Source organism: Providencia vermicola (genome assembly GCF_020381325.1).
In the GTDB taxonomy this organism is placed as follows: domain Bacteria; phylum Pseudomonadota; class Gammaproteobacteria; order Enterobacterales; family Enterobacteriaceae; genus Providencia; species Providencia vermicola.
Genome location: NZ_JAGSPI010000002.1, coordinates 35371 through 60282 on the forward strand (window position 1 = coordinate 35371; position 24912 = coordinate 60282).

The 24912-nt window shown below is 41.0% G+C and carries 23 protein-coding genes and 3 tRNA genes; 14 read left to right on the forward strand and 12 right to left on the reverse strand.

The window, feature by feature from the left end; all coding sequences use genetic code 11:
• Positions 1–129: 129 nt before the first annotated feature.
• Positions 130–855, reverse strand: coding sequence for a 30S ribosomal protein S2 (gene rpsB, locus KDJ85_RS02750; protein ID WP_102139937.1), 726 nt, complete (start codon positions 853–855; stop codon positions 130–132).
• 660 nt (positions 856–1515) lie between these two features.
• Between rpsB and map the strand changes: the two genes are divergently transcribed.
• The 4 genes from map (at position 1516) to KDJ85_RS02770 (ending at position 6742) form a co-directional block, all read left to right on the forward strand.
• Positions 1516–2313, forward strand: coding sequence for a type I methionyl aminopeptidase (gene map / locus KDJ85_RS02755; protein WP_225818382.1), 798 nt, complete (start codon positions 1516–1518; stop codon positions 2311–2313).
• A gap of 108 nt (positions 2314–2421) precedes the next feature.
• The gene (gene glnD / locus KDJ85_RS02760) at positions 2422–5058 is read left to right on the forward strand and encodes a bifunctional uridylyltransferase/uridylyl-removing protein GlnD (protein ID WP_225818383.1); all 2637 of its coding nucleotides are present in this window, start codon (positions 2422–2424) and stop codon (positions 5056–5058) included.
• Between the two features lie 62 nt (positions 5059–5120).
• Entirely contained in the window at positions 5121–5948 is an 828-nt protein-coding gene (gene dapD, locus KDJ85_RS02765; protein ID WP_225818384.1) for a 2,3,4,5-tetrahydropyridine-2,6-dicarboxylate N-succinyltransferase, read from the forward strand.
• A gap of 413 nt (positions 5949–6361) precedes the next feature.
• Positions 6362–6742: a DUF3461 family protein gene (locus KDJ85_RS02770; RefSeq protein WP_047755916.1), complete on the forward strand. Its 381-nt coding sequence runs from the start codon at positions 6362–6364 to the stop codon at positions 6740–6742.
• 78 nt (positions 6743–6820) lie between these two features.
• On the opposite strand, the gene KDJ85_RS02775 is transcribed toward KDJ85_RS02770, so the two are convergent.
• The 3 genes from KDJ85_RS02775 to KDJ85_RS02785 are packed head-to-tail and all read right to left on the reverse strand — an operon-like array spanning position 6821 to position 8392.
• On the reverse strand, positions 6821–7273 hold the full coding sequence (locus tag KDJ85_RS02775; RefSeq protein ID WP_047755915.1) for a flavodoxin: 453 nt from the start codon (positions 7271–7273) through the stop codon (positions 6821–6823).
• Positions 7274–7294: 21 nt separating this feature from the next.
• Positions 7295–8053 carry a tRNA pseudouridine(65) synthase TruC gene (gene truC, locus KDJ85_RS02780; RefSeq protein ID WP_225818385.1) on the reverse strand — a complete coding sequence of 253 codons (759 nt, stop codon included), beginning with the start codon at positions 8051–8053 and terminating at the stop codon, positions 7295–7297.
• Positions 8054–8056: 3 nt separating this feature from the next.
• On the reverse strand, positions 8057–8392 hold the full coding sequence (locus KDJ85_RS02785; RefSeq protein WP_225818386.1) for a YqcC family protein: 336 nt from the start codon (positions 8390–8392) through the stop codon (positions 8057–8059).
• 239 nt (positions 8393–8631) lie between these two features.
• Between KDJ85_RS02785 and KDJ85_RS02790 the strand changes: the two genes are divergently transcribed.
• The gene (locus KDJ85_RS02790; protein ID WP_225818387.1) at positions 8632–9519 is read left to right on the forward strand and encodes a DUF535 family protein; all 888 of its coding nucleotides are present in this window, start codon (positions 8632–8634) and stop codon (positions 9517–9519) included.
• A 445-nt stretch (positions 9520–9964) separates the two neighbouring features.
• Here KDJ85_RS02790 and syd read toward each other — a convergent pair whose 3' ends face one another.
• Positions 9965–10525: a SecY-interacting protein gene (gene syd, locus KDJ85_RS02795; RefSeq protein WP_225818388.1), complete on the reverse strand. Its 561-nt coding sequence runs from the start codon at positions 10523–10525 to the stop codon at positions 9965–9967.
• A gap of 143 nt (positions 10526–10668) precedes the next feature.
• On the opposite strand from syd, the gene queF reads away from it, so the two are divergent.
• From queF to xni, 3 genes are all read left to right on the forward strand, one after another.
• Positions 10669–11514, forward strand: a complete 846-nt coding sequence (queF, locus tag KDJ85_RS02800) for an NADPH-dependent 7-cyano-7-deazaguanine reductase QueF (RefSeq protein ID WP_225818389.1) — start codon at positions 10669–10671, stop codon at positions 11512–11514.
• A 108-nt stretch (positions 11515–11622) separates the two neighbouring features.
• Positions 11623–12990 (forward strand): nucleotide 5'-monophosphate nucleosidase PpnN, encoded by a 1368-nt coding sequence (gene ppnN, locus KDJ85_RS02805; RefSeq protein ID WP_225818390.1) that lies wholly within the window; start codon positions 11623–11625, stop codon positions 12988–12990.
• A gap of 18 nt (positions 12991–13008) precedes the next feature.
• Entirely contained in the window at positions 13009–13764 is a 756-nt protein-coding gene (xni, locus tag KDJ85_RS02810; protein WP_225818391.1) for a flap endonuclease Xni, read from the forward strand.
• A 55-nt stretch (positions 13765–13819) separates the two neighbouring features.
• On the opposite strand, the gene rlmM is transcribed toward xni, so the two are convergent.
• From rlmM to KDJ85_RS02825, 3 genes are read right to left on the reverse strand one after another with little or no spacing between them, the layout of a single operon-like run.
• Positions 13820–14923, reverse strand: coding sequence for a 23S rRNA (cytidine(2498)-2'-O)-methyltransferase RlmM (rlmM, locus tag KDJ85_RS02815; RefSeq protein WP_225818392.1), 1104 nt, complete (start codon positions 14921–14923; stop codon positions 13820–13822).
• On the reverse strand, positions 14916–15311 hold the full coding sequence (locus KDJ85_RS02820; protein ID WP_206083735.1) for a DUF423 domain-containing protein: 396 nt from the start codon (positions 15309–15311) through the stop codon (positions 14916–14918). Before KDJ85_RS02820 ends, rlmM begins: the two co-directional genes overlap by 8 nt.
• A gap of 27 nt (positions 15312–15338) precedes the next feature.
• Positions 15339–16280 carry a transcriptional regulator GcvA gene (locus tag KDJ85_RS02825; protein WP_206083734.1) on the reverse strand — a complete coding sequence of 314 codons (942 nt, stop codon included), beginning with the start codon at positions 16278–16280 and terminating at the stop codon, positions 15339–15341.
• Between the two features lie 700 nt (positions 16281–16980).
• Between KDJ85_RS02825 and csdA the strand changes: the two genes are divergently transcribed.
• Complete coding sequence (gene csdA, locus KDJ85_RS02830; RefSeq protein WP_225818393.1) at positions 16981–18186, forward strand: cysteine desulfurase CsdA; 1206 nt, start codon at positions 16981–16983, stop codon at positions 18184–18186.
• A gap of 29 nt (positions 18187–18215) precedes the next feature.
• Positions 18216–18674 (forward strand): cysteine desulfurase sulfur acceptor subunit CsdE, encoded by a 459-nt coding sequence (gene csdE / locus KDJ85_RS02835; protein WP_225818394.1) that lies wholly within the window; start codon positions 18216–18218, stop codon positions 18672–18674.
• Positions 18675–18711: 37 nt separating this feature from the next.
• On the opposite strand, the gene tcdA is transcribed toward csdE, so the two are convergent.
• Both tcdA and mltA read right to left on the reverse strand, forming a co-directional pair.
• Positions 18712–19533 (reverse strand): tRNA cyclic N6-threonylcarbamoyladenosine(37) synthase TcdA, encoded by an 822-nt coding sequence (tcdA, locus tag KDJ85_RS02840; RefSeq protein ID WP_225818395.1) that lies wholly within the window; start codon positions 19531–19533, stop codon positions 18712–18714.
• Between the two features lie 30 nt (positions 19534–19563).
• Positions 19564–20673, reverse strand: a complete 1110-nt coding sequence (gene mltA, locus KDJ85_RS02845) for a murein transglycosylase A (protein WP_225818674.1) — start codon at positions 20671–20673, stop codon at positions 19564–19566.
• Positions 20674–20936: 263 nt separating this feature from the next.
• Between mltA and KDJ85_RS02850 the strand changes: the two genes are divergently transcribed.
• The 3 genes from KDJ85_RS02850 (at position 20937) to KDJ85_RS02860 (ending at position 21242) form a co-directional block, all read left to right on the forward strand.
• Positions 20937–21013: transfer RNA gene (locus KDJ85_RS02850), tRNA-Met, on the forward strand.
• Between the two features lie 56 nt (positions 21014–21069).
• Positions 21070–21146: transfer RNA gene (locus KDJ85_RS02855), tRNA-Met, on the forward strand.
• 19 nt (positions 21147–21165) lie between these two features.
• Positions 21166–21242 (forward strand) — tRNA-Met (locus KDJ85_RS02860).
• Between the two features lie 113 nt (positions 21243–21355).
• Here the strand turns inward: KDJ85_RS02860 and amiC are convergent.
• Positions 21356–22606: an N-acetylmuramoyl-L-alanine amidase AmiC gene (gene amiC / locus KDJ85_RS02865; RefSeq protein WP_225818396.1), complete on the reverse strand. Its 1251-nt coding sequence runs from the start codon at positions 22604–22606 to the stop codon at positions 21356–21358.
• Positions 22607–22852: 246 nt separating this feature from the next.
• Between amiC and argA the strand changes: the two genes are divergently transcribed.
• Positions 22853–24196 carry an amino-acid N-acetyltransferase gene (argA, locus tag KDJ85_RS02870; RefSeq protein ID WP_225818397.1) on the forward strand — a complete coding sequence of 448 codons (1344 nt, stop codon included), beginning with the start codon at positions 22853–22855 and terminating at the stop codon, positions 24194–24196.
• Between the two features lie 109 nt (positions 24197–24305).
• On the opposite strand, the gene KDJ85_RS02875 is transcribed toward argA, so the two are convergent.
• A complete protein-coding gene (locus tag KDJ85_RS02875) occupies positions 24306–24875 on the reverse strand; it encodes a hypothetical protein (RefSeq protein ID WP_225818398.1) in 570 nt (189 codons plus the stop codon).
• Between the last annotated feature and the right edge of the window lie 37 nt (positions 24876–24912).

A 24912-nucleotide genomic window follows, 5' to 3' on the forward strand; every position in this document is an offset into this window, starting at 1 on the left:
GATATTCCCCGTGAGAGTCTTCCCCACGTGGATAGTTCTGATTCATATATAAAAGGGGCCTAAATCAGGCCCCTTCTAACATATAGCAGTACCTGTATAGCAATACCTGTTAATAAGGTTAGAACCTTATTATTCAGCTTCTACTAAGCTTTCTTCTGCTTGAACAGCCAGATCTTGCGAACGACCTTCACGAACGGTGCTTGCTACAGCGCCCAGATACAGTTTGATTGCACGGATTGCATCGTCGTTACCAGGGATAATGAAATCAATACCATCTGGATCAGAGTTAGTATCAACGATAGCAAATACTGGGATACCCAGGTTGTTTGCTTCTTTGATAGCAATGTGTTCGTGGTCTGCATCGATAACGAACAGAGCGTCAGGTAAACCGCCCATATCTTTGATACCGCCTAAGCTGTTTTCTAACTTACCAAGTTCACGAGTACGCATCAGCGCTTCTTTCTTGGTCAGTTTGTCGAAAGTACCGTCTTGTGATTGAACTTCTAAATCTTTCAGACGTTTGATTGACTGACGAACAGTTTTCCAGTTAGTCAACATTCCGCCTAACCAACGGTGGTTAACGAAATATTGGTCACAGCTGTTAGCAGCTTCTTGAACGGCTTCGCTTGCAGCACGTTTAGTACCAACAAACAGAATTTTGCCTTTACGAGAAGCAATTTTAGTCAACTCAGCCAGAGCTTCGTTGAACATTGGAACAGTTTTTTCCAGGTTGATGATATGAACTTTATTACGCGCGCCGAAAATGAAAGGTTTCATTTTTGGGTTCCAGTAACGAGTCTGGTGACCAAAGTGAACGCCCGCTTGTAACATATCGCGCATGGAAACAGTTGCCATTTAATACCTCTGTATTTAAGTAATTGGGGTTATGCCTCCACGAATCCCATACTACCGACTCTATAGCTGCGTCTAAACGCATAAGAGCACCCCGGCGCACGTGTCGATTCGTGTGTGTTATACACAATTGAGTTTAAGTTTCGCAAATCCAATTCCCTTTTCAGGAAACCTCATTTTGCTGCCATAAATTGACATTTCAATGAAGACGAGAAGAAATAATATGGATTGCCGGCGCGCTTTATACCATAAAACCAACTTAGAAGCCAACTTTTGTTGATTTTTTCACACATAAAAATGCGTGAAAAATGGATTTTATGGTTCGCATTTCGCCTATCTAATACGTGATCCGTATTGGATTAATTATAGACCTTTTTTGATGGGATGAAAAAGCCCTATTTTTATAGTGGATACTCATTCACTTACGGACTTTTTTTTGCATTTTGTGCGGTTAAAAGCTCAAAATGAACAAGCCGCTCGCGTCTGTTACCTTATTCTAATAGCAACTTCAACTCTCGAACCTTTCGATAGCTAGTTGGCAGAAAATGCGGTGGCTGTTACCATAAGTGTTATTAATGCTAAAAAATGGTCTCAAAAACCCATTTTCAACCTCTCATTTTTTAACATGTCATCAATCATTGCTGGCATGAATGGACTGAACTCATGGCTATTATTATCAAAACTGAAGAAGATATTCAGAAAATGCGTGTTGCTGGCCGCTTAGCTGCCGAAGTATTAGAAATGATCGCACCGCATGTGGTACCCGGTGTTAGCACGGGTGAGCTGGACAGACTTTGCCATCAACACATTGTTGATACACAACAAGCTATTCCAGCATGCCTGAACTACCATGGTTTTCCAAAATCCGTTTGTATTTCCGTTAATGATGTTATCTGCCACGGTATTCCAAGCGATGAAAAAATCCTAAAAGACGGTGATATCGTGAATATCGATGTCACTGTGATTAAAGATGGCTTTCACGGCGATACTTCAATGATGTTTATTGTTGGAAAACCAACTATTCAAGGCGAACGCCTGTGCCAAGTCACCCAAGAAAGCCTATATTTAGCCATTCGTATGGTTAAGCCTGGCATTCGCCTACGTACCATCGGTAAAGCGATTCAAGAATTCGTTGAAAAACAAAGTTTCTCCGTTGTTCGTGAATATTGTGGTCACGGTATTGGCGAAGGTTTCCATGAAGAGCCACAAGTGCTGCATTATGATGCAGATGACAGTGGCGTTATTCTGCAAAAAGGCATGGCATTCACCATCGAACCTATGGTTAATACAGGCGACCACCGTATTCGCACGATGAAAGATGGCTGGACGGTAAAAACTAAAGATCGCGGCTGGTCTGCACAATATGAGCACACCTTAGTTGTCACCGACAATGGCTGTGAGATCCTTACACTGCGTAAAGAAGAAGAGCCGTTTATTTCTGCGGTTTTAGTTAACGAATAAATTTCCCCAAGAACCCTCAATTAAGGGGGTTCTTCCTCTGTTCATCTTTCATAAAAAACCGTAAGCTGGTCGTAGTTTCTTTATGGCTATCAATACGGAAAGATAAAGATGACGGCATCCTCTGCAACATATCTTGCACCAAACCACTTCACTGCCCACGACCTTGACCTCATTACCTTAAGGCAACATGTTGATGATTTTGACCGTTGGCTTGAAGACAGCTTTAATCAAGGTAAAAATGTGGTTGATTTAATTCACATTCGTAGTGATTACCTTGATGCTTTGCTGACAAGGCTTTGGCAGGCTTTCGCATTCGACAAACAAGCAAATATGTCCCTTGTGGCTGTCGGGGGGTATGGTCGACATGAACTCCATCCACTTTCTGATATTGATATTTTAATTCTCAGTAAACAGCCACTTCCTGAAGATATCGCCACAAAAATTGGCCAATTTATCACGTTACTGTGGGACTTGCGCTTTGATATTGGGCATAGCGTCCGTTCTCTTGCTGAATGTATCGAAGCAGGCAATGCCGATTTAACAACAGCAACCAATTTAATCGAATCACGGCTTATTTGCGGTGATATCACCCTTTTCTTATCGCTACAAAAAACCATTTTCAGTGATGACTTTTGGCCATCAGCCACCTTTTTTGCAGCAAAAATTGCTGAGCAACAAGAGCGCCACCAGCGCTACCACAGTACTAGTTATAATTTAGAACCCGACATCAAAAGCAGCCCTGGCGGCCTACGGGATATTCATACCTTACTTTGGGTTGGAAGGCGCCATTTTGGTGCGACCACAGTAGATGAGATGGTTGGTTTTGGTTTTTTGACTGAAGAAGAACGCCAAGAGCTCAAAGAATGCCTCACTTTTTTATGGAAAATTCGTTTCGCGCTCCACTTAGTGGTGAAGCGCCACGATAACCGTTTACTGTTCGATCGCCAATTTAGCGTCGCACGTTTATTAGGCTATGACGGTGAAAAAAATCAGCCTGTAGAACGCATGATGAAAGATTTTTATCGTGTGACTCGCCGCGTGAGGGAGCTAAATCAAATGTTATTACAGCTATTTGATGAAGCGATTTTAACCCTTAAGCCAAATGAAAAACCGCGACCGATTGATTCACAATTTCAATTACGCGGCACATTAATTGATGTCATTGATGAAAACCTATTTATCAACCAACCTGCTGCCATTTTAAAAATGTTCTACCAAATGGCTCGCTATCCAAACATCACGGGTATCTATTCCACAACATTGCGCCTACTGCGCTTTGCCCGACGAAACTTGAGCGTGCCACTGTGTGAAATCCCTGAAGCACGCAAGTTGTTCCTAAAGATTCTTCGCCACCCGCGAGCAATTAAAGGCGCATTTGTCCCCATGCACCTGCACAGCGTACTTAGCGCCTATACGCCGCTTTGGAGCAACATTGTTGGGCAAATGCAGTTTGACTTGTTTCACGCCTATACCGTTGACGAGCACACCATCCGTGTTTTACAAAAAATCGATAGTTTTACGCTTGAAGAAAACCGTCGGGAACACCCTTTGTGTGTCAGCGTTTACCCTAAACTGCTGCAGCCTGAAATTTTACGCCTTGCGGCTATCTTCCATGATATCGCCAAAGGTCGTTCAGGGGATCACTCAGATTTAGGCGCTGATTTTGTGTATGACTTTGCGCTACTGCATGATTTATCAGCAAAAGAAGCTGAGCTCACTGCATGGCTTGTTAAAAACCACTTATTGATGTCAGTTACAGCTCAACGCCGAGATATTCAAGACCCTGATGTTATCAAGCAATTTGCAGGTGAAGTAAAATCGGTTTCTCGACTTAACTATTTGATGTGTTTAACGGTTGCAGATATTTGTGCCACCAATAGCACTCTATGGAACAGCTGGAAGCAGAGCTTAATTCGCGAACTTTTCCTATCAACGGAACATCAGCTCAACCAAGGCATGCAAAGTACGCCAGATTTACGGGAGCGCATTCGCCATCACCGCAATCAAGCGTTATCTCTGCTTCGCCCCCTCGCAATTGATGAAGAGAAACTGCAAAAACTGTGGTCACGCTGCCATGCCGACTATTTTTTACGCCACACCCCGTCACAGCTCGCTTGGCATGCCAAAAATCTGTTAAATCATGATTTAACTCAGCCTTTAGTGCTGATCAGCACTCAACCGAAACATGGTGGAACAGAAATTTTTATCTGGTGTCACGATAAATCTCATCTGTTTGCCGCCGTAGCCAGTGAACTAGACCGTCGCAATTTAAGTATTCACAGTGCTCAAATATTCACCAACAAAGACAATATGGCGATGGATACTTTTGTCGTACTTGAGCCAAATGGATCGCCGCTCGCCAAAGACCGTTATGACCACATACGCAAAATGTTGTTACTGGCGGTACAGCAACCTGAAATTTCCCTGCCGAAACAACGTACATTGCCCTCTAAATTACGCCATTTTACGGTTCCTACCAAGGTCAACTTCTTACACTCCACCAATGAACGCCGCACCTACATGGAATTATTCGCGTTAGACCAGCCAGGTTTGCTGGCAAGAATTGGTCATATTTTTGCACAGCTAGAAATTTCTTTATACGGCGCGAGGATCACCACAATTGGTGAAAAAGTAGAGGATTTCTTTGTGTTAGCAGATAAAGAACACAAAGCACTCGATAAAAAAATGCAACAAGCGTTATCAGAAAGGTTGACAGAAGCCCTACAATCGAAGGATAAAATATAACGTTCATCACATTTTTATGGTGAACGCTCACTTTTATGTTATTCAAGAGGGAAATACAATCAATGCAGCATTTACAAGCGATCATTGAAAACGCATTTGAAGACCGTGCTAACATCACACCAAACACGGTTTCAGCCTCCGTTAAACAAGCTGTTTTGGACACTATCGCGTTATTAGATAGCGGTAAACTGCGTGTTGCCGAAAAAATAGCAGGTGTCTGGGTCACTCACCAATGGTTAAAAAAGGCCGTCTTACTGTCATTTCGTATCCAAGACAACCAAGTGATTGACGGTGCTGAAAGTCGTTATTTCGATAAAGTGCCAATGAAATTTGCCGATTACGACCAAACACGCTTCGAAAAAGAAGGTTTTCGCGTTGTACCACCTGCCGCGGTTCGTAAAGGTGCCTATATCGCCAAAAACAGTGTACTTATGCCATCTTATGTCAATATTGGAGCCTATGTCGATGAAGGAACAATGGTCGACACTTGGGCAACTGTAGGCTCTTGCGCGCAAATTGGTAAAAACGTGCATTTATCCGGCGGTGTCGGTATTGGTGGCGTGTTAGAACCATTACAAGCGAATCCAACCATTATCGAAGACAACTGCTTTATTGGCGCACGCTCTGAAGTTGTTGAAGGTGTCATTGTCGAGGAAGGCTCGGTGATTTCCATGGGTGTCTATTTAGGGCAAAGCACTAAAATTTATGACCGTGAAACGGGCGAAATTTTTTATGGTCGAGTTCCTGCTGGGTCTGTCGTTGTATCGGGCAATTTACCGTCGAAAGAGGGTAACTACAGCTTATATTGTGCAGTCATCGTCAAGAAAGTGGATGAAAAAACACGCGGAAAAGTTGGCATCAATGAATTATTAAGAACTATTGATGAATAACTAGTTTTCTAACTGTTTCTCCTCCTAAACCTTTTACTGCTGTTTTTTGAATCACTTAGCAGTAATCTGGTAAAACGAAGCTATCCCGAAATGCATACGCTGTATGCAACTCGGGTGGCCAAGTTTCCCTATCTTCCCCATAACTCCTTTTTCTTTTCACCGTTTTATTGCAAAGAGAAGTTGGTCAATTTCGAGAAATCGCGCATAATATGTTCGTGGCTTTTGCCGTTTACCATCAATAAAACTGTATTATTTTATTTTTCATTATCATGATGCTATTTACGTAATGGCTTAATGTTATTTACGTCTTTAGGTCAATAGCACAGTACAAGAGAAATAAACTGGTATTGTTACGGCCTGTTCACACGATTATTCTGTTCACCGACTCTGACTCTACAGTTAAGCGAGCTAACATGTACGATAATTTGAAAAGTTTAGGCATTAGTAACCCTCAGGATATCGACCGCTATACCCTGCGCCAAGAAGCAAATAACGATATTTTGAAAATTTACTTCCGTAAAGACAAAGGGGAATTTTTTGCCAAAAGTGTAAAATTCAAATACCCACGCCAACGTAAAACTATCGCGGATGGTGGTAATAATTTCAAAGAGATCCACGAAATTAACACCAACCTTCGCTATGCCATTGAAGAACTTGATCAAATTTGCCAAACAGATAAAACTGACATTGATTTAAAACACAAAATCCTTGATGACTTACGTCATTTAGAACATGTGGTTTCAAACAAAATTGCAGAAATTGAAGCTGACTTAGAAAAACTGACTCGTAAGTAACTGACCTGCCAAATAATTTACTGCGCCGTGAAACCACCTGAATTCGTATCGAAAAGGGTTATTCCACGGTGCAGGTGCTTACAGTAATTCACTCCACGCTTCAACCCACGGTTTTGCAAACTCTTCTGGAACATCCACTTCAATAGCGTCAATAAAAAGAATATCACCAATACGCGTAGCTGATTGTTCAGTCAGCACTTCATCAAAACGCAACCCAGCACCACAAAAACTTTCATAACTGCTATCACCTAAGGCAATTAACCCATAACGTAAATCAGGTTGGTAACCAACAACATCATTGATTTCATTAAAAAGTGGTGCAATAGAGTCAGGTAAATCACCTTGTCCTGTAGAGGAAGTCACGATTAACGCAATTTCATTTCCTGAATTGTATAATTGCCAATCATTCAGAGTGGGTTCGTCAAAAACAACCACTTCATGCCCTCGTTCCTCTAAGATTTCTTGTGCTATTTCTGCCACAGCTAAAGAGTTGCCATAGACAGTACCAACAAAGATACCTATTTTTGACATAACGCCTCCCTCTAAATTTATTTAAACTGATGGATTAATAACTTTCATACTTAAATTAGCGACTTGTGCTGACCACCCAAACTGCTCAATCAGTGATATCCATTGTGCATCCCAAGGTGCAACCAGCGATATATTTTCTTCTGTTATAGGATGACTTAAATTTAATTGACTTGCGTGCAACATCAGGCGCGATACAGAGAAATGTTCTGTTACCCCTCGATTTTGGCGTAAGTCACCATGTTTACTATCCCCAATAATTGGGTGGCGTAAGTGAGACATATGCCGCCTGAGCTGATGTTTTCGACCTGTTTGTGGTGTTAATTCGACTAAACTAAACCGTGCCGTTTCATAGCGACCGATGGCCACAGGGCATTCCACCGTCGCAATTGGACGGCAATGGGTAATGCACTCTTGTAGCACAGGCTCCCGGGTGGCATGTTTGTCTGCAATTTTGTCTAACTCTTCCAGTAAAGGGTAATCAATTGTTTGCTCATCAGTCAGATAGCCACGCACAATGGCATGATACGTTTTCTCTAACTGATGTTTTTCAAACTGAGTAGCTAGCAACCTCGCAATGTCACTCGATAACGCAAATAATAAAATACCCGATGTCGGTCTATCGAGACGGTGAATGGGATAAACATATTGGCCAATTTGGTCACGCAATGTTTGCATCACAAAAACAGTTTCTTTGCTATCTAACCAACTGCGGTGAACTAACATACCTGCGGGTTTATTCACCGCAATCATATATTCATCTTGATAAATGATTTCTAACATCAATCACCTGTTTGAATCAGTTGAAAAAATGCCGTCTAGCTCACGCAAGTGCTGGATAATAGCCACATATTGCTCTTCTTCATCGTGCTTATAGGCTTCTTCAAAATACGGCGCGATAGCAAAATTTGCAGGTAACGTGCCACCTTGGTCAATAATCGCTTGTAAACGTGGAATTAAGATCCATTGTAGCCATTCCAGTGCTTCCATCGTATCAATGCAAAATGGCTCGACACTCTTAAACGCATCCTGTTCAGGTGGATGCTCACGCCACAATAATTTTAATTTCATTTCCTCTTCGAGATGGCGAAGCTTTTCAACAATGCGTTGTTCTGTGTTCATATTTAACCCTTTTAGCCTTTATGCTGCGAAATATACTGTAATTTTGCCAATGATTCTGTCGGATAAATGGGGTTGTTCTATCTTATATACAAGCGGGTTTACTTCTATTGCATTTATTTATTCCAAATAAATATAATTCAATAAGTTTCGTTGATGTTTTGTTAGGGTGTACACAGATATAATAAAATGTTTTTTTAATTGAATTTTAGCGAAATAATTAACAATAAAATGGTCTATCTATGGGATTACTAAAGCAGTGGCGCAAGGAAAATAAGGCATGGAAGGCCTTCAGTGGTAAATATGTTGAACTCAAAAGAAAAATTCGCATAGCGAAGCTCCCTTCTGTGCAATATCAGCAGTACCAAGGCATGTGTCAGACATATCAAAGTGCTCAGCTCGCTTCTGAAATTGACGGAGTACCCCATTTTATTGAGCGCCCAATTAATAAATATCTACATAAAGCTTGGAGTGGAAAGCAAAAATTGCTGACAGCAAGCTATACACTAGATTTAATTGAAAAAACCTTTACCCCTGAAGCCGTAGAAAAAATGTTTTCGGCAAAACGTGAAGGGTTAACTGTTGCAAATATTGAGCTGAAATCTGGTGATTTTGCACAGCTCACCTTGATTTATTCTCAATACCCAAGAGAAGGCGATCTTACCTTACACCTGCGCAATGAAACGGGTGATGATATCTATTTAATGAGTTTTTCTTTTGGGCCTGAAGGGCAACTCTATGTTTGCTCACTGCAAGGCCCATCAACCGACCAAAGTGTTGAGCAAGTTCGTCTAATCACCAAACAAATGCATGGAATGAGGCCTAAAAACCTATTAATGTCTGCAGTTTATGCTGTCGCGGCCTATTTCAAAGTGACATCAATCCAAGGCATTTCAAACAATAGCCATATTAAGAGCCAACACTTAAAATCGAGCTATGATACTTTTTGGCAAGAATGTAGTGCAACATTAGCTTCTGATGGTTGGTACCAGCTTCCATTACAAGAGCCAGTTCGTGATATAGAATCCGTGAAAAGCCAACGTCGTGCTGAATTTCGTCGACGTGAAGCACTTCGTGATGCGATGAGCCAAGAAATTATTGCATCACTCAGTGCGAACTCAGTGAAGTAACAATCCGTTGATTACAAGCTAGAATAACAAAAAAAGCCAGCCGGCCTAAATCAGGCCGACTGGCTTAACATTACATTTTAGATTTTAATGCATCCTGCAAAACGACATCCTGTCGTTCAACATCCTGTTGAATAAAACAATTTAATAGGTTGTTCCTGCCTATTAAGCAGTCCATCGCTTTGTTTTTTCATTTTTTATACATTACGATGTATAAAAAGCTAAACGAACTTACCCTGTCCAGCGGCATAAGAATGTATTAAATCTATTAATGAAACAACCTAGCTGAGCAAACAAAAATTAATTTTAAAAAGCGGTGTTCCCATTATTGGTAGTAACGTCATGAAATTAAAAGTTAATTAATTATCATTTTAATAAAATCAAATAACTTTGAGAAATTACTTAACCCAATTGTAAGTTTTGACTTACAACATTCATCCTAAAATACTTACTCCTGAGGCTCAACAATAGGGAGTAACTCTTCAATAAAACTCGCTAAATTTGGTGAAAGTACGCGCCGCTCTTGGCTACCAAATTTTTCTAAGATCACCTCCCCTGTTAAATTACACAGCGAGATTATTTCAATTTCAGAGTCTATTGTGGCAATAAACAAAGTTGGCGATAACTTTAAACGCTTTTGAGTGACTAAATGCCCAATTAAATTTTCTTGTAAGCGAATAAAATCCTCTTCATTCCATACTTGTACCAAACTTAAGGTAATATCACGAAATGTGGCTTTCATGTCCCCAGCCAGCTGAGTGGTATAAAAATGATGAATATCGTCTTGTAAACTGATATCCAATGCCGTAGCGACTTTATTTAAATGTGCGTCCTTAATGGGAAATGCTTGCGGCTCCCAATAAACCCAGTTCTCGCCAGTTCTCACGACACAAGGAGAAGGAATACCATATAAATCAACAGATGCAGGTGGTAACCCCGTTTGTTGTTCCCACGCTGAAATATAATTTTGAGTAAAACGCTGTAACGCTTGAGAGAGTATTGTATTCATAATTACGTAATTTTTACGGCTAGCCTAAATTGAAAGACGTCAATATGATGGATAAATGGTATTATGACAGATGTTTGCAGGCGAATAAAATGTACTCATTGCGCCTTTTAGCCTCATTTTGTTTATGAAGTATAAGGATCACTATGTCACACTACCAGAACAATCCCGCTCTTGACAATTTAACCCTCGGGAAAAAAACGGCGTATCACGACCAATACGATGCCTCGCTACTACAGCCCGTCCCTAGGAGCTTAAACCGTGATCCGCTGGATATTTATGCAAATTCGCTGCCATTTCATGGTGCTGACATTTGGACCTTATATGAACTTTCTTGGCTAAATCAACGTGGCGTTCCCCAAGTGGCTATTGGTTCAATCAGTGTGGATGCAACAAGTGACAACCTGATTGAGTCTAAAAGTTTTAAGCTCTATCTCAACAGTTTTAATCAAACTCGCTTTGAAACTTGGGAAAATGTGCGAAGCGTTTTGCAAAATGACTTAAGCCACTGTGCTAATGGCAAAGTTGACGTTACACTTCATAAGCTAGAAGCTTTTTCTCATCAGCCAATCTTACCCTTTAAAGGGCTATGTATTGATGAGCAAGACATTACTATCGAACAATACGAGTTTAATCGTGACTATCTAGCCAATTGTACTCAAGAACCGATTGTTGAAGAAACATTAGTCAGTCATTTGCTAAAATCGAATTGTTTGATTACAAATCAACCTGACTGGGGCTCTGTACAAATCCACTACCATGGCCCTAAAATCAATCATGAAGCACTCTTACGCTATTTAGTTTCGTTTCGCCATCATAATGAGTTTCATGAGCAGTGTGTTGAACGAATTTTTAACGACATTATGCAACTGTGTAAACCCGAAAAATTGAGTGTTTACGCGCGTTATACCCGCCGCGGGGGGCTGGACATTAACCCATGGCGTAGCAATGAAATTTTTGAACCTGAACTTGGCCGTTTGGCTCGCCAATAAGTACACATGTAGTTAAAAAATGCTTGAAAAACAGTTGAAAAGTAAATGCACTAGTGCATTTGCGGTACAATTCACCTATCAAGAACCCATGGGGTAAAGGAGTACTACTTGATTACGCATATCAGTCCATTAGGATCTATGGATCTACTCTCGCAACTTGAAGTTGACATGCTTAAACGCACTGCAAGTAGCGATTTATACCAGTTATTTAGAAACTGCTCACTCGCGGTTTTACATTCTGGAAGCCTTACTGATAGCAGTAAAGAGCTACTAGAAAAAAGCAAAGACTTTGATATCAATGTATTACGCCGTGAGCGTGGTGTAAAACTTGAGCTTATTGAGCCGCCAGAAAAAGCATTTGTTGACGGGAAAATTATTCGTACTTTACAAGCTAACTTATTTGCAGTTTTACGCGATATTTTATTCGTTCACGCGCAAATAAACCAAGCTAAAGAGCAACTCCATTTTGATACAGAAAATGGTACGCACATCACCAATATGATTTTCTCTATCCTACGCAATGCTCGTGCATTACATATTGATGATGACCCAAGCATGATAGTTTGCTGGGGCGGCCACTCAATAAATGAAATTGAATATCAATATGGCCGTAAAGTCGGTAACGAACTGGGTTTACGTGAACTGAATATCTGTACAGGCTGTGGGCCTGGTGCGATGGAAGCACCAATGAAAGGTGCGGCTGTTGGTCATGCCCAACAACAGTATAAAGATAGTCGTTTCATTGGCTTAACCGAACCTTCAATCATCGCAGCAGAGCCACCTAACCCATTAGTTAACGAATTAATTATTATGCCTGACATCGAAAAACGGTTAGAAGCGTTCGTCCGTTTAGGTCACGGTATTATTATCTTCCCTGGTGGCGTTGGTACCGCTGAAGAGTTGCTGTATTTGCTGGGCATCTTGATGGATCCTGCCAATAAAGAGCAAGTTCTCCCACTTATTTTAACGGGCCCAAAAGAAAGTGCTGAATACTTTGAAGTCCTCGATGATTTTATCCGACATACTTTAGGGGATGATGCGAGCAAACACTATCAAATTATTATCGATGATGCTCAAGAAGTGGCGCGTGTGATGAAAAGAAGCATGCCACAAGTAAAAGAGAATCGACGTAGCACAGGCGATGCATACAGCTTCAACTGGTCAATTAAAATTGCGCACGACTTGCAGCACCCGTTTGAGCCAACACATGAAAATATGGCCTCACTGAACCTTCATCCAGGGCAAGCACCTGAAAAGTTGGCTTCAGATTTACGCCGTGCGTTCTCGGGTATCGTTGCAGGTAATGTGAAGGAGTTTGGTATGAAAGCCATTGAAAAACATGGTCCATTCAAAATTCACGGTGATAGCGATCTCATGAGGCGTATGGATGTGTTACTCCAAGGCTTTGTTGAGCAACATCGAATGAAATTACCAGGTGGTACTGCATACGAGCCTTGCTATGAAATCGTAAAATAAATCTGTAATGGCGTATTTATGATCCATTTATTAATTATTGATGCATTAAATTTAATACGCCGCATCCATGCGGTGCAAGGAAGCCCGTGTGGAGAAACCTGTCTATCTGCGATATCACAATTGCTCACTCATACAGATGCCACACACATTGTCGCGGTGTTTGATGAAGAAGGTCGCCATCAAAGCTGGCGTCATGAAAAACTCCCTGATTACAAAGCAGGTCGGTCGCCGATGCCTGAAGATTTGCATGCTGAGCTCCCTGCTCTAATGGCTTTATTTACGGAAAAAGGCATTCATTGTTGGCAGTCTGCAGGGGATGAGGCTGATGATTTAGCGGCCACGTTAGCAACGCGTATCGCAGGAGCTGGGCACACCGTTACCATCGTTTCCACCGATAAAGGTTATTGTCAGTTGCTTTCGCCTAATCTACGCATTCGCGATTATTTCCAAAAACGTTGGCTAGATATTCCTTTTATCGAAAAGGAATTTGGGGTTTCTCCTGAGCAACTTCCTGATTATTGGGGACTTGCGGGGATCAGTAGCAGCAAAGTTCCAGGTGTCGCAGGTATTGGCCCAAAAAGTGCGGCAATACTATTGCAGCAATATCACTCTATCGAAAACTTATTTGCGAATTTAGATAAACTGGAAGAAAAGTGGCAAAAAAAGCTAGTTAATCAACAAGAAATTGCATTAATTTGCCGCGATATTGCCACATTAAGAACGGATATTGCACTGCAAGGAAATTTAAACCAGCTACGTTATATAGGCAACTGATCAAAACAAAAAGGCCGCTGAGTTAATTAGAGGCCTTTCTTATTGGTTTTATAAATTAATAATATTCACGCGCCATTGGGTTTGCTGACCAAATACGCATCACATGCACAGTCACTTCTTCACGATCATGATAAAGCTGCTTAGCTTGAATGAGCACGTTTACACCCCGTTCTTTCAGCTGTACCTGCATCTTTTCTAATATGTGTGAAACTTCTTCATAGCGCTTTTTCATTGGCAGTTTTAGGTTAAATATGGCCTCACGACACCAACCTTGAGCTAACCAATCCGTCATCAATGCAGCTACCTTTGCTGGCTTCTCAACCATATCACACACTAACCATGTGATGTTTTGCGATGAAGGTTGAAACTTAAAGCCATCTACACGGTGATGAGTAACTTGCCCTGTATCCATCAAACTTTCTGCCATCGGGCCATTATCAACCGCATGAACCATCATGCTGCGTTTCACTAGTTGATAAGTCCAGCCACCTGGGCAAGCGCCTAAATCGACTGCTTTCATCCCACTGGCAAGACGCTCATCCCACTCTTCATAAGGAATAAAGACGTGAAATGCTTCTTCTAACTTCAAGGTAGAACGGCTGGGCGCATCTGATGGAAATTTTAAACGCGGAATCCCCATATAAAAATTTGAGCTATTATTGGTATATGAATACCCCGTATAACAGCAACCTGGGGCAATAAAAAACACGTGGATCACGGGTCTTTTGAAATTCTCAAGTGGAAGTAAGATTTTTTCTTTACGCAACGCATTACGTAGAGGCACCGTAAATTTACGGCAAAACTTCATCAATTCTTTGGATTCGTTGGTATCTGCGACTTCCACCCGAATATCACCTGCTCTCACCACTTGTTGGCTTAGTGCATTGACTATTGGGGTGATACGATCTTCTGGTGGCAGGTCTTTTAATAAATCACCAACCACAATCATTTGGCGAGCAAAAATTAGCTCGCGAAAAGGCAATGTACGGGCGAGGGTGTCTGCATCTTCAGCTTGGTAGCACTCAAAAATGACATAACCACTATTTTCTTTTACACGGGCAAAACCATAAATTTCTTTTTGCCCTGCTTTGTCCGTAATCTCTGCTGCGCACTCTTTTTCAAAGCCTGGTCGACAATAAAGTGCAATCTTATTACTCATTGCGTGACGCCGATTTCCTTAGACGCATAGCGCCAATAACTACTAACAACCAACCAATCAGGAAACAAACTCCCCCTATTGGCGTAAAATAAGAAAAGTATTTTACCTGCAATAGGGCCATACAATAAAGGCTACCGCTAAAAAGAAGTATCCCAACAGAGAAAAAAACACCTGACCAATAAAACCATAGGATCACTTTACGTAATAAAATTGCGCCTAATACCATTAATGCAATAGTATGCAACATCTGATAACGCAATCCAGTTTCAATCCAGTCCATTTGATGGACACTCATAATTGACGATAACGCATGAGAACCAATAGCCCCAAAAGCAACAGTAAAAAAGCCACTAATTCCAGCGAAAATTAACATCAAACGACTATTCACAGTAACACCTTTTGTTTAAATACTTGATTACTGAATAAGCGCCACATCTTGGTCACCCGTAATAAAACCCAATTTTTCTTGTTCACTCGCTGCTTGCGCAAGGATCCACTGGCGAAATGCAGCTATTTTGCCTAAATCTGCTTGGCTTTCTTGGCAAACTAAATAAAACGCATTTTTACTAACTAACACCTCGCTAAAGGGACAAACCAAACGCCCTGCGTCAATTTCATTCTTTGCCATTACATTATTGGTTAATGCAACACCTTGTCCATGTACTGCCGCTTGAATCACCATAGCACTATGGCTAAAAATCGGCCCTTGTTGTACATTCACTATATTCTGTAGCTCTAGCTGTTTAACGTACGCTTGCCAGTCTCTTCGAGAAGAATCATGAAGCAGTGTATGTTTTGCTAAATCTTCTGGATTTTTTAGTTGGTTTTCCCCTGTCATTAATGACGGAGCACAAACTGGCATTAAATATTCAGCGTAAAGCCTATCAGTTCTTAAACCAGACCAATTTCCTCGACCATAAAAAATCGCCACATCCACATCATCTGCGAGTTTATCTTCTTCTCTATCAACGGCTTGAATGCGAACATCAATACCTGGGTAAGCTTGGTTAAACCCCGAAAGCCTAGGTACCAACCATTGGATAGCAAAACTGGGTGATAAACTCACCGTTAATGCACCTTTGGCACTTCTTGCTTGCAACTTACGTGTTGCTTCATTTAAAGAAGAAAATATTTCTTTAATATCAAGGTAATAACTTTGCCCTTCCTCCGTTAACAGTAATGATCGATTACGTCGACGAAATAACTTCAAGCCAAGGAAGTCTTCCAAACTTTTCATTTGATGACTGACAGCAGCTTGAGTGACAAATAATTCTTCTGCTGCCTTAGTAAAACTTAAATGACGCGCAGCGGCATCAAACACTCTCAGGGCATTCAGTGGCGGTAATCTTTTAGACATAATCACTTCTACTCGGCATCTCGTTATGCATTAGTTTTTTTCATCCGAAGCATTATAATTTGTCCCTTGAGGATCTGCCAGTAAATACCTATAGTATGCGCACTTCCTAAGCCGGAACGAAAAGTTACAGAGTTTAGTTACTTTGAAACTTTTGGCTTTGTGGTTGTGATGTTGTGTTTGCAAGTTGTCTGGTTGAACCAGACTTTGTAGCTTTTGCTACTGTTTTTTTCACTTCCTGTACATTTACCCTGTCTGTCCATAGTGATTTTTTATAGTGCACCGCCAAAACGCGGTGCTTTTTTTTGATTTTTTTTACTGGTATTTACTTAGGGAAAATGAAAAATTTAACTTAGTAAATACAAATAGCTACAGATAATTACTAGTGTACCGAAAAAACTTTAAGTTAGATATTTAAGATAATTCCTGAAAATAATTCAGTTTATGCTTTCTAAAAAAGAACTCTCAAACAAAAAGGATTACTTTGCGGTGCAATACACGGAATCACCCAAAAAAATTTACTTTTGATATTGCTAATAAGTAATACCAAACGTAACAAAATATTTCAATGTTTTGATTGAAAATGACAAGTTTAAATTAATCAAAAAATAATCAATAATGTACGGATAAATGTACATCTCTGTAGACAATACCCACAACTATCAGATAACACAGATAATTATTGACTAAAAAGAAAAAACCTATGGATCATTTTAGCGCTACCGCATTTCGCCAATTATTTCCTGCAATAAATTCCTCAACATTATTTTTTGATAGTGCAGCAACTGCATTGAAACCAATTGCAATGATTGAGGCTTCAAATGATTACTATCGCTTATCTGGTAGCTCGGTTTACCGCGGTCAATCACCAGAGTCATTAAAATTAACTCGCGATTATGAATTAGGCCGTATTCGAACGGCAAAATTTATTAATGCCGCCAGTGAAAATAATATAATTTGGACACGAGGTACCACCGAGTCGATTAATTTGATTGCTCAGAGTTATTTTCGGCCAATCTTACAAGCCGGTGATGAGATCATTGTCAGCGAAATAGAACACCATTCAAATTTATTACCTTGGATGATAGTTGCTAAGCAAACTGGCGCTAAAATTATAAAATGGCCCATCGAACAAGATGCCTCACTCAGTTTAGCGACGCTAAAATCACTGCTGAATAACAAAACCAAAGCCATTGCTATTACACAAATGTCGAACGTCACTGGCTTTCAGCCTGACTTATCAGCAATCACTCATCTCGCCCATCAAATAGGTGCCCTGGTTATCGTTGATGGCGCACAAGGCGCTGTACACAGCCCTATTGATGTTAGTGCTGAAGATATCGACTTTTATGTTTTTTCCGCCCATAAGCTGTATGGCCCTACAGGCCTTGGTGTTTGTTATGGAAAAACCGCATTATTAGAAGCCATGGCCCCTTGGCACGGCGGGGGAAAAATGTTGACTGAGGTGAATTTTGAAGGTTTCACGCCAGCCCCCATTCCTCAATGTTTTGAAGCAGGCACTCCTAATATTGCTGGCGTTATTGCTTTTTCAGCCGTTCTTGAGTGGATTCGATCTATCGATTTAGTACAAGCAGAAGCTTATACTTGCTCACTTATCGAACAAGCCAATAAAAAACTCTCACGCATTCCTGGTTTTATTGGTTATAGTGTGCCTAATTCACCATTACTTTCATTCAATTTTGAAAGTATTCACCATAGCGATTTAGGTGTGCTCTTGACTGAACAGCATATTGCATTACGCTATGGACAACATTGTGCTCAACCTTTAATGGATGCCTTGAATATTAGTGGCTGCATACGCATCTCTGTGATGCCATATAATAACCTACAAGATATTGATAAACTTATTAATGCAGTTACTCGCTCACTTTCAATACTCAATGACTAAATCAATACTAAAGATAAAAAGGAAGCCTAATGACTTCGACTAAATATGAGCTTGCTCCGCACCCTTTTGGTACAGAGATTAAAATTCAGGAAATAGTTGAACAGTTTTCCACACATAAAGCCTGGGAAGATAAGTACCGTTTGCTTATCCAATTAGCGAGACAATTACCTACACTAACTGATGATGAGAAACAACAAACTCAAGAAGTGAAAGGCTGTGAAAACCGAGTGTGGATTGGCGCAATACTCAATGATGATGAAACTTTCCATTTCTATGGCGACAGTGAAGGCCGCGTTGTAAAAGGGCTTTTTGCGATTTTATTAGCTGCTATTGAACAAAAAACAGCGAAAGAAATTATGGAATTCGATTTCACTGAATTGTTGGAACAAACAGGCTTGCCTAGTCAGCTCAGCGAATCTCGTCAAAATGGTATTCAATCATTAATTACGGCAATTCGAAATATTTCCAATGAAATGACGCCTGCCTAATCAACGAAAGAGGCTATCTATCGCAATAGCCTCTTCACTATTTAATGTTTTTTTCTGCATCTCTTTGGGCTTTCGCCATCATTTTTTTCAACGCATGTGCTACAGCAATAAAGCCAAAGCTTGCTGTGACCATGGTGACTGCCCCAAAACCTGATGCACAATCCATTCTTTTTGAACCTTCTGCAGTACTTTTTGCAGCGCAGACACTGCCATCACTTTGTGGATAAACAAGCTGTTCCGTGGAAAACACGCAATCAATTCCTAGCTTGCCTTTACCATTTTTAACCACATTAAAGTCCGACTTTAACCGCTCACGAAGCTTTGCCGCTAATGGGTCTTGAATAGTTTTCGCCAGATCTACCACTTGTATTTGTGTGGGATCTATTTGACCACCAGCCCCACCGGTTGTGACTATAGGGATTTTATATCGCCTACAATAAGCCAGTAGTGCCGCTTTAGGCCGAACACTATCGATTGCATCAATAACGTAATCAAACCCCGTACTGAAGTACTGAGCGACATTATCGACAGTGATGAAATCATCAATGACATTCACCACACACTCTGGGTTAATCTCCAAAATCCTCGCTTTCATCACCTCAACCTTCGGTAAGCCAACGGTTGATTTAATAGCATGTAATTGACGGTTAGTATTCGTGACGCAAATATCATCCATATCAATTAAGGTGATTGCACCAATCCCAGAACGAGCTAATGCCTCAGCTGCCCATACACCAACCCCCCCCACACCGACGACACAGACATGAGAGCGCGCAAAAAGATGAAGGGCTTTTTGCCCATATAAACGCCCGATCCCAGCAAAACGCTGCATCCAAGCATCTGAAAGCTCAGCTTGCATAATAACAAACAACCTTAGTTAAGACGGTAATTACATTGCACCAAAAAGGGGCTGACTCTTTTTCAGCACCCAGACGCGTCCATAATGGTTATAAAAGCCAGCCATTTTGCCTGCGTCATGGCCTGTTCCATGGTAAATATCGAAGTGGTGGCCTTTAATCGCTCCCCCTACATCCAAGGCAACCATCATACGCATTTCGTATTGCCCCGTAAATTTACCATTACCATCTAAAACAGGAATTTCCGCCAGCAATGCCGTTCCTGCTGGGATCAAGGTTTTATCAGACGCAACTGACGCTTTTGCTATCAACGGAACTGCGCTAGCGCCTCTTACTGGTACAAAAGATTGTGGTTTGAAGAAAACAAACGATGCATTTTCCTCCAATAATTGACGAACTTCTTGCTCACTATGGCTATTTGTCCAATCGTGGATAGCTTGTAAAGACATTTGGCTTAATGGCACTTCGCCACGGTCAACAAGAACTTTACCGATACTTTTATACGCGTGTCCATTTTTCCCCGCATACCCAAAGAAATTCAGCGGACTACCATCACCAAAATCGACATAGCCACTCCCTTGAACTTCCATCATAAAATTATCTACAGCGGAATTACTGTAAGCCAAAATGAGGTTATTACTCAAAGCGCCATTATAGATAGCAGCTCGGCTAGGTAACCGCGATTTCCCTTTTGGGGGCATGCCATATAATGGATGGCGAAATTCCCCTTGTGGTGAACGTCTTGCTTCAATAACAGGTGTGTAATACCCCGTAAATTGAACGTTCCCGTAATTATCAGCCCCTTCCATTTGGAATGCCGATAAATTGAAGTTGGCGAGCTGTGCCGGGTTTCCACCAGCCATTAACCAATTTTCAATTGCATGATAGGTATCACGGTTGTTTTGGAATAAACGCGGAGATGCATTTTTAATTTCAATAATTTGTTGATTAAAGTCAGGGGCGTTTATTGGTTTACCTTGAACATTTACCTGATTAACTTTCTGTAAATCTTCAACAAGACGACCATCTTTGTATTGTTGGCCTTTATCCGTTGGGTGAGTTTGGCATCCTGCCAACAATGAAAAAAAGATACCTGTGACTATCCACTTATTTACTGCTGACCATTTTTTCACCGATAGCATATTAATTACCTTCATTAATTCTAAGTTCATGCTCCACCATCCAAATACAACCCACCATCCAATATGAAACGCACAATAGCAAACCCAAAATGGGAATGAAACGAGTAAACATATTTAGTTAAATTATTTTTCTTTACCGCCCCTTCAAAGTTCAAAAAATAAGCATAACGTGCGTATTTTGTTCTGTAGAGTGCTAAAAATGAAAAAAAAACACGAAAAAACTTGCATCAGATCTCATCCCGAGTATAGTGCCCGCTATCGGACGCGGGGTGGAGCAGCTTGGTAGCTCGTCGGGCTCATAACCCGAAGGTCGTTGGTTCAAATCCAGCCCCCGCAACCAATACTGAGTTAATCAGTAAAGTAGTAAAAAAATCAAAACGTTGTAAAGAATTCAGTCGCGGGATGGAGCAGCTTGGTAGCTCGTCGGGCTCATAACCCGAAGGTCGTTGGTTCAAATCCAGCTCCCGCAACCAATTTTTTTACTTCTTCAGTCGCGGGGTGGAGCAGCTTGGTAGCTCGTCGGGCTCATAACCCGAAGGTCGTTGGTTCAAATCCAGCCCCCGCAACCATTTCTTCTCCTAGCACCACACTCTCAAAAATATTAATCACCGCATTTATTTTTACAAATAAAAAAGGCGACTCGCTTTTTGCTTATCACCTGTTTGTTTACCGTTCATTATGGCTAGTTGCGGATCGCTAACTCACCACCATTGCGGAAGTAAGCTTTTACTCCTTCAAAGATAGACTCTGCCATTTGTTGTTGGAACTTGGCCGTCTTCAGCTTACGCTCTTCTTCTAAGTTACTGATAAACGCGGTTTCAACTAATATTGATGGAATTTCAGGTGCTTTGAGTACCGCAAACCCAGCTTGATCAACCTTATTTTTGTGTAATCGGTTGACTTTCCCCATACGTTTGAGTACTTCATCGCCAAATTTCAAACTATCATTAATCGTTGCTGTCTGGACTAAATCCAACATTGTGTGGTCAAGATACACATCACCACTCTTACTTACACCACCAATTAAATCGGCCTCATTCTGAGTTTGAGCAAGGTAGCGAGCCGTATTACTGGTTGCTCCTTTAGTCGATAATGCAAACACCGATGAGCCATGTGCTGAACGATTAGTAAATGCATCTGCGTGAATTGAAACAAATAAATCAGCCTGCATCTTACGTGCTTTTGCAACACGCACTTTAAGAGGAATGAACACATCCTCATTACGTGTCATGTATGCACGCATTTTAGGGTCTTTATCAATCAACGCTTTTAAGCGCCGTGCAATCTGCAAAACAACATCTTTTTCACGTGTTTTATATTTCCCTATCGCACCAGGGTCTTCCCCTCCGTGCCCAGGGTCAATCATAATAATAATTGGGCGATCCGTCCCTGCTTTACCTGGTTTTTTCGCTTGCACTGGCATACTTTCTTCGAGGTCACCTTTATTGTAGTCCTCGAGTAATGCTAATAATGGATCATCGCTAGTATCCACACCTTTACCTGGATAGAAATCAAGGACTAAACGGTGTTTAAACTCCCCCACAGGCGACATGGTAAAGAATTGTGGGGTCACTTTATTTTTCACTTCAAAAACAAGGCGTACGGTTTTAGGATCAAATTGCCCCACTCTAACCAATTTGAGGTAAGGGTCACGTGTTTGAATTTGAGTTCCCATCTGCTTAAGTACGTTATTTAACTGTACGCCCTCAAGGTCAACAACAATCCGCTCTGGATTATTCAGCACAAACTGGCGGTACTTTAGCGGAACGCTTGATTCAAGCGTTACACGAGTGTAACTCGATGCAGGCCAAATACGCACAGCAATCACGCTGCTATTAGCAGAAAAACCGAATGGGCTAACGCTCAGTAACATAACTGCGGCGGCGCCTTGAATAAAACGGCGCTTAGATGGGCTGTGATCTTGCTGACTCATCAATAATTCCGAACCTAGAACTGAAAAATAAATTGATATTAGACTATATGCCAATTAATTGGCCAGAAATAAGCACTCTAACTAATCATGTGCTCTCTGTCATTAATAATACACATTTATATTTAAAGATATGTAACTCTTAAAAATATATTTGTTATTTTTTATACCATCTTTTACTTGATATTTTTCGCCAAAAAGAATAAAAATACATTATTAACGAATAAAAATTCATTAAAGAGGGTTGTTATGAAAGAGCGCAGCACCGAGTTGGTTGATGAGTTTCGCCATTCGGTACCTTATATAAACGCCCACCGCGGCAAAAATTTTATCATTATGCTTGGTGGTGAAGCGATTGCGCATGAGAATTTCCCAAGTATTGTCAATGATATAGGATTATTACATAGTTTAGGGATCCGAATTATTGTGGTCTATGGTGCTCGCCCTCAGATTGAGGATATTCTAGCAGAGCACAAATATGATGCGGTTTACCACAAACATACCCGTGTGACTGATTCGAATACACTTGAATATGTTAAGCAGGCATCTGGTGCATTACAGCTTGATATTACCGCTCGCTTATCAATGAGTTTAAGTAATACACCATTACAAGGTGCCCATATTAATGTAGTCAGTGGTAATTTTGTCATTGCACAGCCACTTGGTATCGATGATGGCGTTGATTACTGCCACAGTGGAAGAATCCGCCGCATCAATGAAGAAGCCATTAATAATCAATTAGATAATGGTTCTATTGTTTTAATTGGCCCTGTTGCGGTTTCCGTTACTGGGGAAAGTTTTAATCTGACCTCAGAAGAAATTGCGACTCAACTCGCTGTAAAAATGAAGGCCGAGAAACTGATCGGTTTCTGCTCCTCTCAAGGTGTCGCAGATAAAGAGGGGAATATCTTATCTGAATTGTTCCCTAATGAAGCAGAAAACAGAATTCAAGAACTTGAATCTGAAGGGGATTACTACTCTGGAACTGTACGTTTCCTGCGTGGCGCAGCAAAGGCTTGCCGCCGTGGGGTACGTCGTAGCCACCTATTAAGCTATCAAGAAAATGGCTCGCTGATTCAAGAATTATTCTCTCGTGACGGTATTGGTACTCAAATCGTAATGGAAAGTGCTGAACAAATTCGCCGTGCAAATATCAATGACATTGGGGGCATTTTAGAACTCATTCGCCCTTTAGAGCAGCAAGGAATACTTGTTCGCCGCTCACGGGAACAACTTGAAATGGAAATCGATAAATTCACGATTATTGAACGAGATAATTTAGTGATAGCTTGCGCTGCTCTTTACCCATACCCGGAAGAAAAGCTAGGGGAAATGGCTTGTGTTGCCGTTCACCCGGATTACCGTAGTTCTGCTCGAGGAGAGGAGCTACTTCACCGTGTTGCAGTACAGGCAAAACAATTAGGCTTAGATAAACTATTTGTATTAACGACTCGTAGTATCCATTGGTTCCAAGAGCGTGGTTTTACCCCTGCTGAAATTGAGATGCTGCCATTGAAAAAGCAAGCTTTATATAATTACCAACGCCGCTCTAAAATTTTGATCTTGGATCTAAAGAGCCAATCTGATAAGTAACCCTCTCTATTTACAATAGAATAAGTGTTGGTTAGTGCAGTTAATACCCCAAATTATTCATGGATGTCTAATTTGGGGGCATATTATTAACTCGTTAATATCGACTTAATTAAGCAATCTGTACAATTCTTGCTTTTTCACAAAGCGGATTGGCCTCTAAATGCGGCTTTATTGCCGCTTCCATTTCAGCAAAAGAGCTACCATAGAAGTAGAATGCCGTTTCTGTTGGGCCATCCCACACGCCGTGAATGCTACCAATATCTTCAACTGCGTCATCTAATACATCAAAAACGTCGTTAATGTCACCATTTTCGTAAACTTCATCAGCAAGCTCTGTACCATTAAAATAAACGGCTAAACCTTCGTGCTCACCAAAGTCGATACGAACATCTTCACCATGAATAAATAAACGAGACCCTTTTGGCGCTAGCATTGAGGTAAATAGCTGGATTATCATGCTAATATTTTCATCACTTGCGTCAGCGATGGCCAATTCAATATCACATTCCTGTGCTTCACCATTATCACCTAATAGTGTGCCGCCACCTGTGACATGAATATCCTTACCCAGACTTTTCATGACTTCATCAAATGCATCTTCTAAATCTGCACGCCTAACAGGTTCTAATCTCGCATTTAACGTAATGGTTACTGCGGTCATCTCTTGCTGGTTATCCATATCATTACCTTTAAATCATTATTATTAACAAGTTAAG

Bases quoted from the DNA above. Each gene is read 5' to 3' on its own strand.
- rpsB (WP_102139937.1), bottom strand. From the start codon at position 855: ATGGCAACTGTTTCCATGCGCGATATGTTACAAGCGGGCGTTCACTTT.
- map (WP_225818382.1), top strand. From the start codon at position 1,516: ATGGCTATTATTATCAAAACTGAAGAAGATATTCAGAAAATGCGTGTT.
- glnD (WP_225818383.1), top strand. From the start codon at position 2,422: ATGACGGCATCCTCTGCAACATATCTTGCACCAAACCACTTCACTGCC.
- dapD (WP_225818384.1), top strand. From the start codon at position 5,121: ATGCAGCATTTACAAGCGATCATTGAAAACGCATTTGAAGACCGTGCT.
- KDJ85_RS02770 (WP_047755916.1), top strand. From the start codon at position 6,362: ATGTACGATAATTTGAAAAGTTTAGGCATTAGTAACCCTCAGGATATC.
- KDJ85_RS02775 (WP_047755915.1), bottom strand. From the start codon at position 7,273: ATGTCAAAAATAGGTATCTTTGTTGGTACTGTCTATGGCAACTCTTTA.
- truC (WP_225818385.1), bottom strand. From the start codon at position 8,053: ATGTTAGAAATCATTTATCAAGATGAATATATGATTGCGGTGAATAAA.
- KDJ85_RS02785 (WP_225818386.1), bottom strand. From the start codon at position 8,392: ATGAACACAGAACAACGCATTGTTGAAAAGCTTCGCCATCTCGAAGAG.
- KDJ85_RS02790 (WP_225818387.1), top strand. From the start codon at position 8,632: ATGGGATTACTAAAGCAGTGGCGCAAGGAAAATAAGGCATGGAAGGCC.
- syd (WP_225818388.1), bottom strand. From the start codon at position 10,525: ATGAATACAATACTCTCTCAAGCGTTACAGCGTTTTACTCAAAATTAT.
- queF (WP_225818389.1), top strand. From the start codon at position 10,669: ATGTCACACTACCAGAACAATCCCGCTCTTGACAATTTAACCCTCGGG.
- xni (WP_225818391.1), top strand. From the start codon at position 13,009: ATGATCCATTTATTAATTATTGATGCATTAAATTTAATACGCCGCATC.
- rlmM (WP_225818392.1), bottom strand. From the start codon at position 14,923: ATGAGTAATAAGATTGCACTTTATTGTCGACCAGGCTTTGAAAAAGAG.
- KDJ85_RS02825 (WP_206083734.1), bottom strand. From the start codon at position 16,280: ATGTCTAAAAGATTACCGCCACTGAATGCCCTGAGAGTGTTTGATGCC.
- csdA (WP_225818393.1), top strand. From the start codon at position 16,981: ATGGATCATTTTAGCGCTACCGCATTTCGCCAATTATTTCCTGCAATA.
- csdE (WP_225818394.1), top strand. From the start codon at position 18,216: ATGACTTCGACTAAATATGAGCTTGCTCCGCACCCTTTTGGTACAGAG.
- tcdA (WP_225818395.1), bottom strand. From the start codon at position 19,533: ATGCAAGCTGAGCTTTCAGATGCTTGGATGCAGCGTTTTGCTGGGATC.
- mltA (WP_225818674.1), bottom strand. From the start codon at position 20,673: ATGCTATCGGTGAAAAAATGGTCAGCAGTAAATAAGTGGATAGTCACA.
- amiC (WP_225818396.1), bottom strand. From the start codon at position 22,606: ATGAGTCAGCAAGATCACAGCCCATCTAAGCGCCGTTTTATTCAAGGC.
- argA (WP_225818397.1), top strand. From the start codon at position 22,853: ATGAAAGAGCGCAGCACCGAGTTGGTTGATGAGTTTCGCCATTCGGTA.
- KDJ85_RS02875 (WP_225818398.1), bottom strand. From the start codon at position 24,875: ATGGATAACCAGCAAGAGATGACCGCAGTAACCATTACGTTAAATGCG.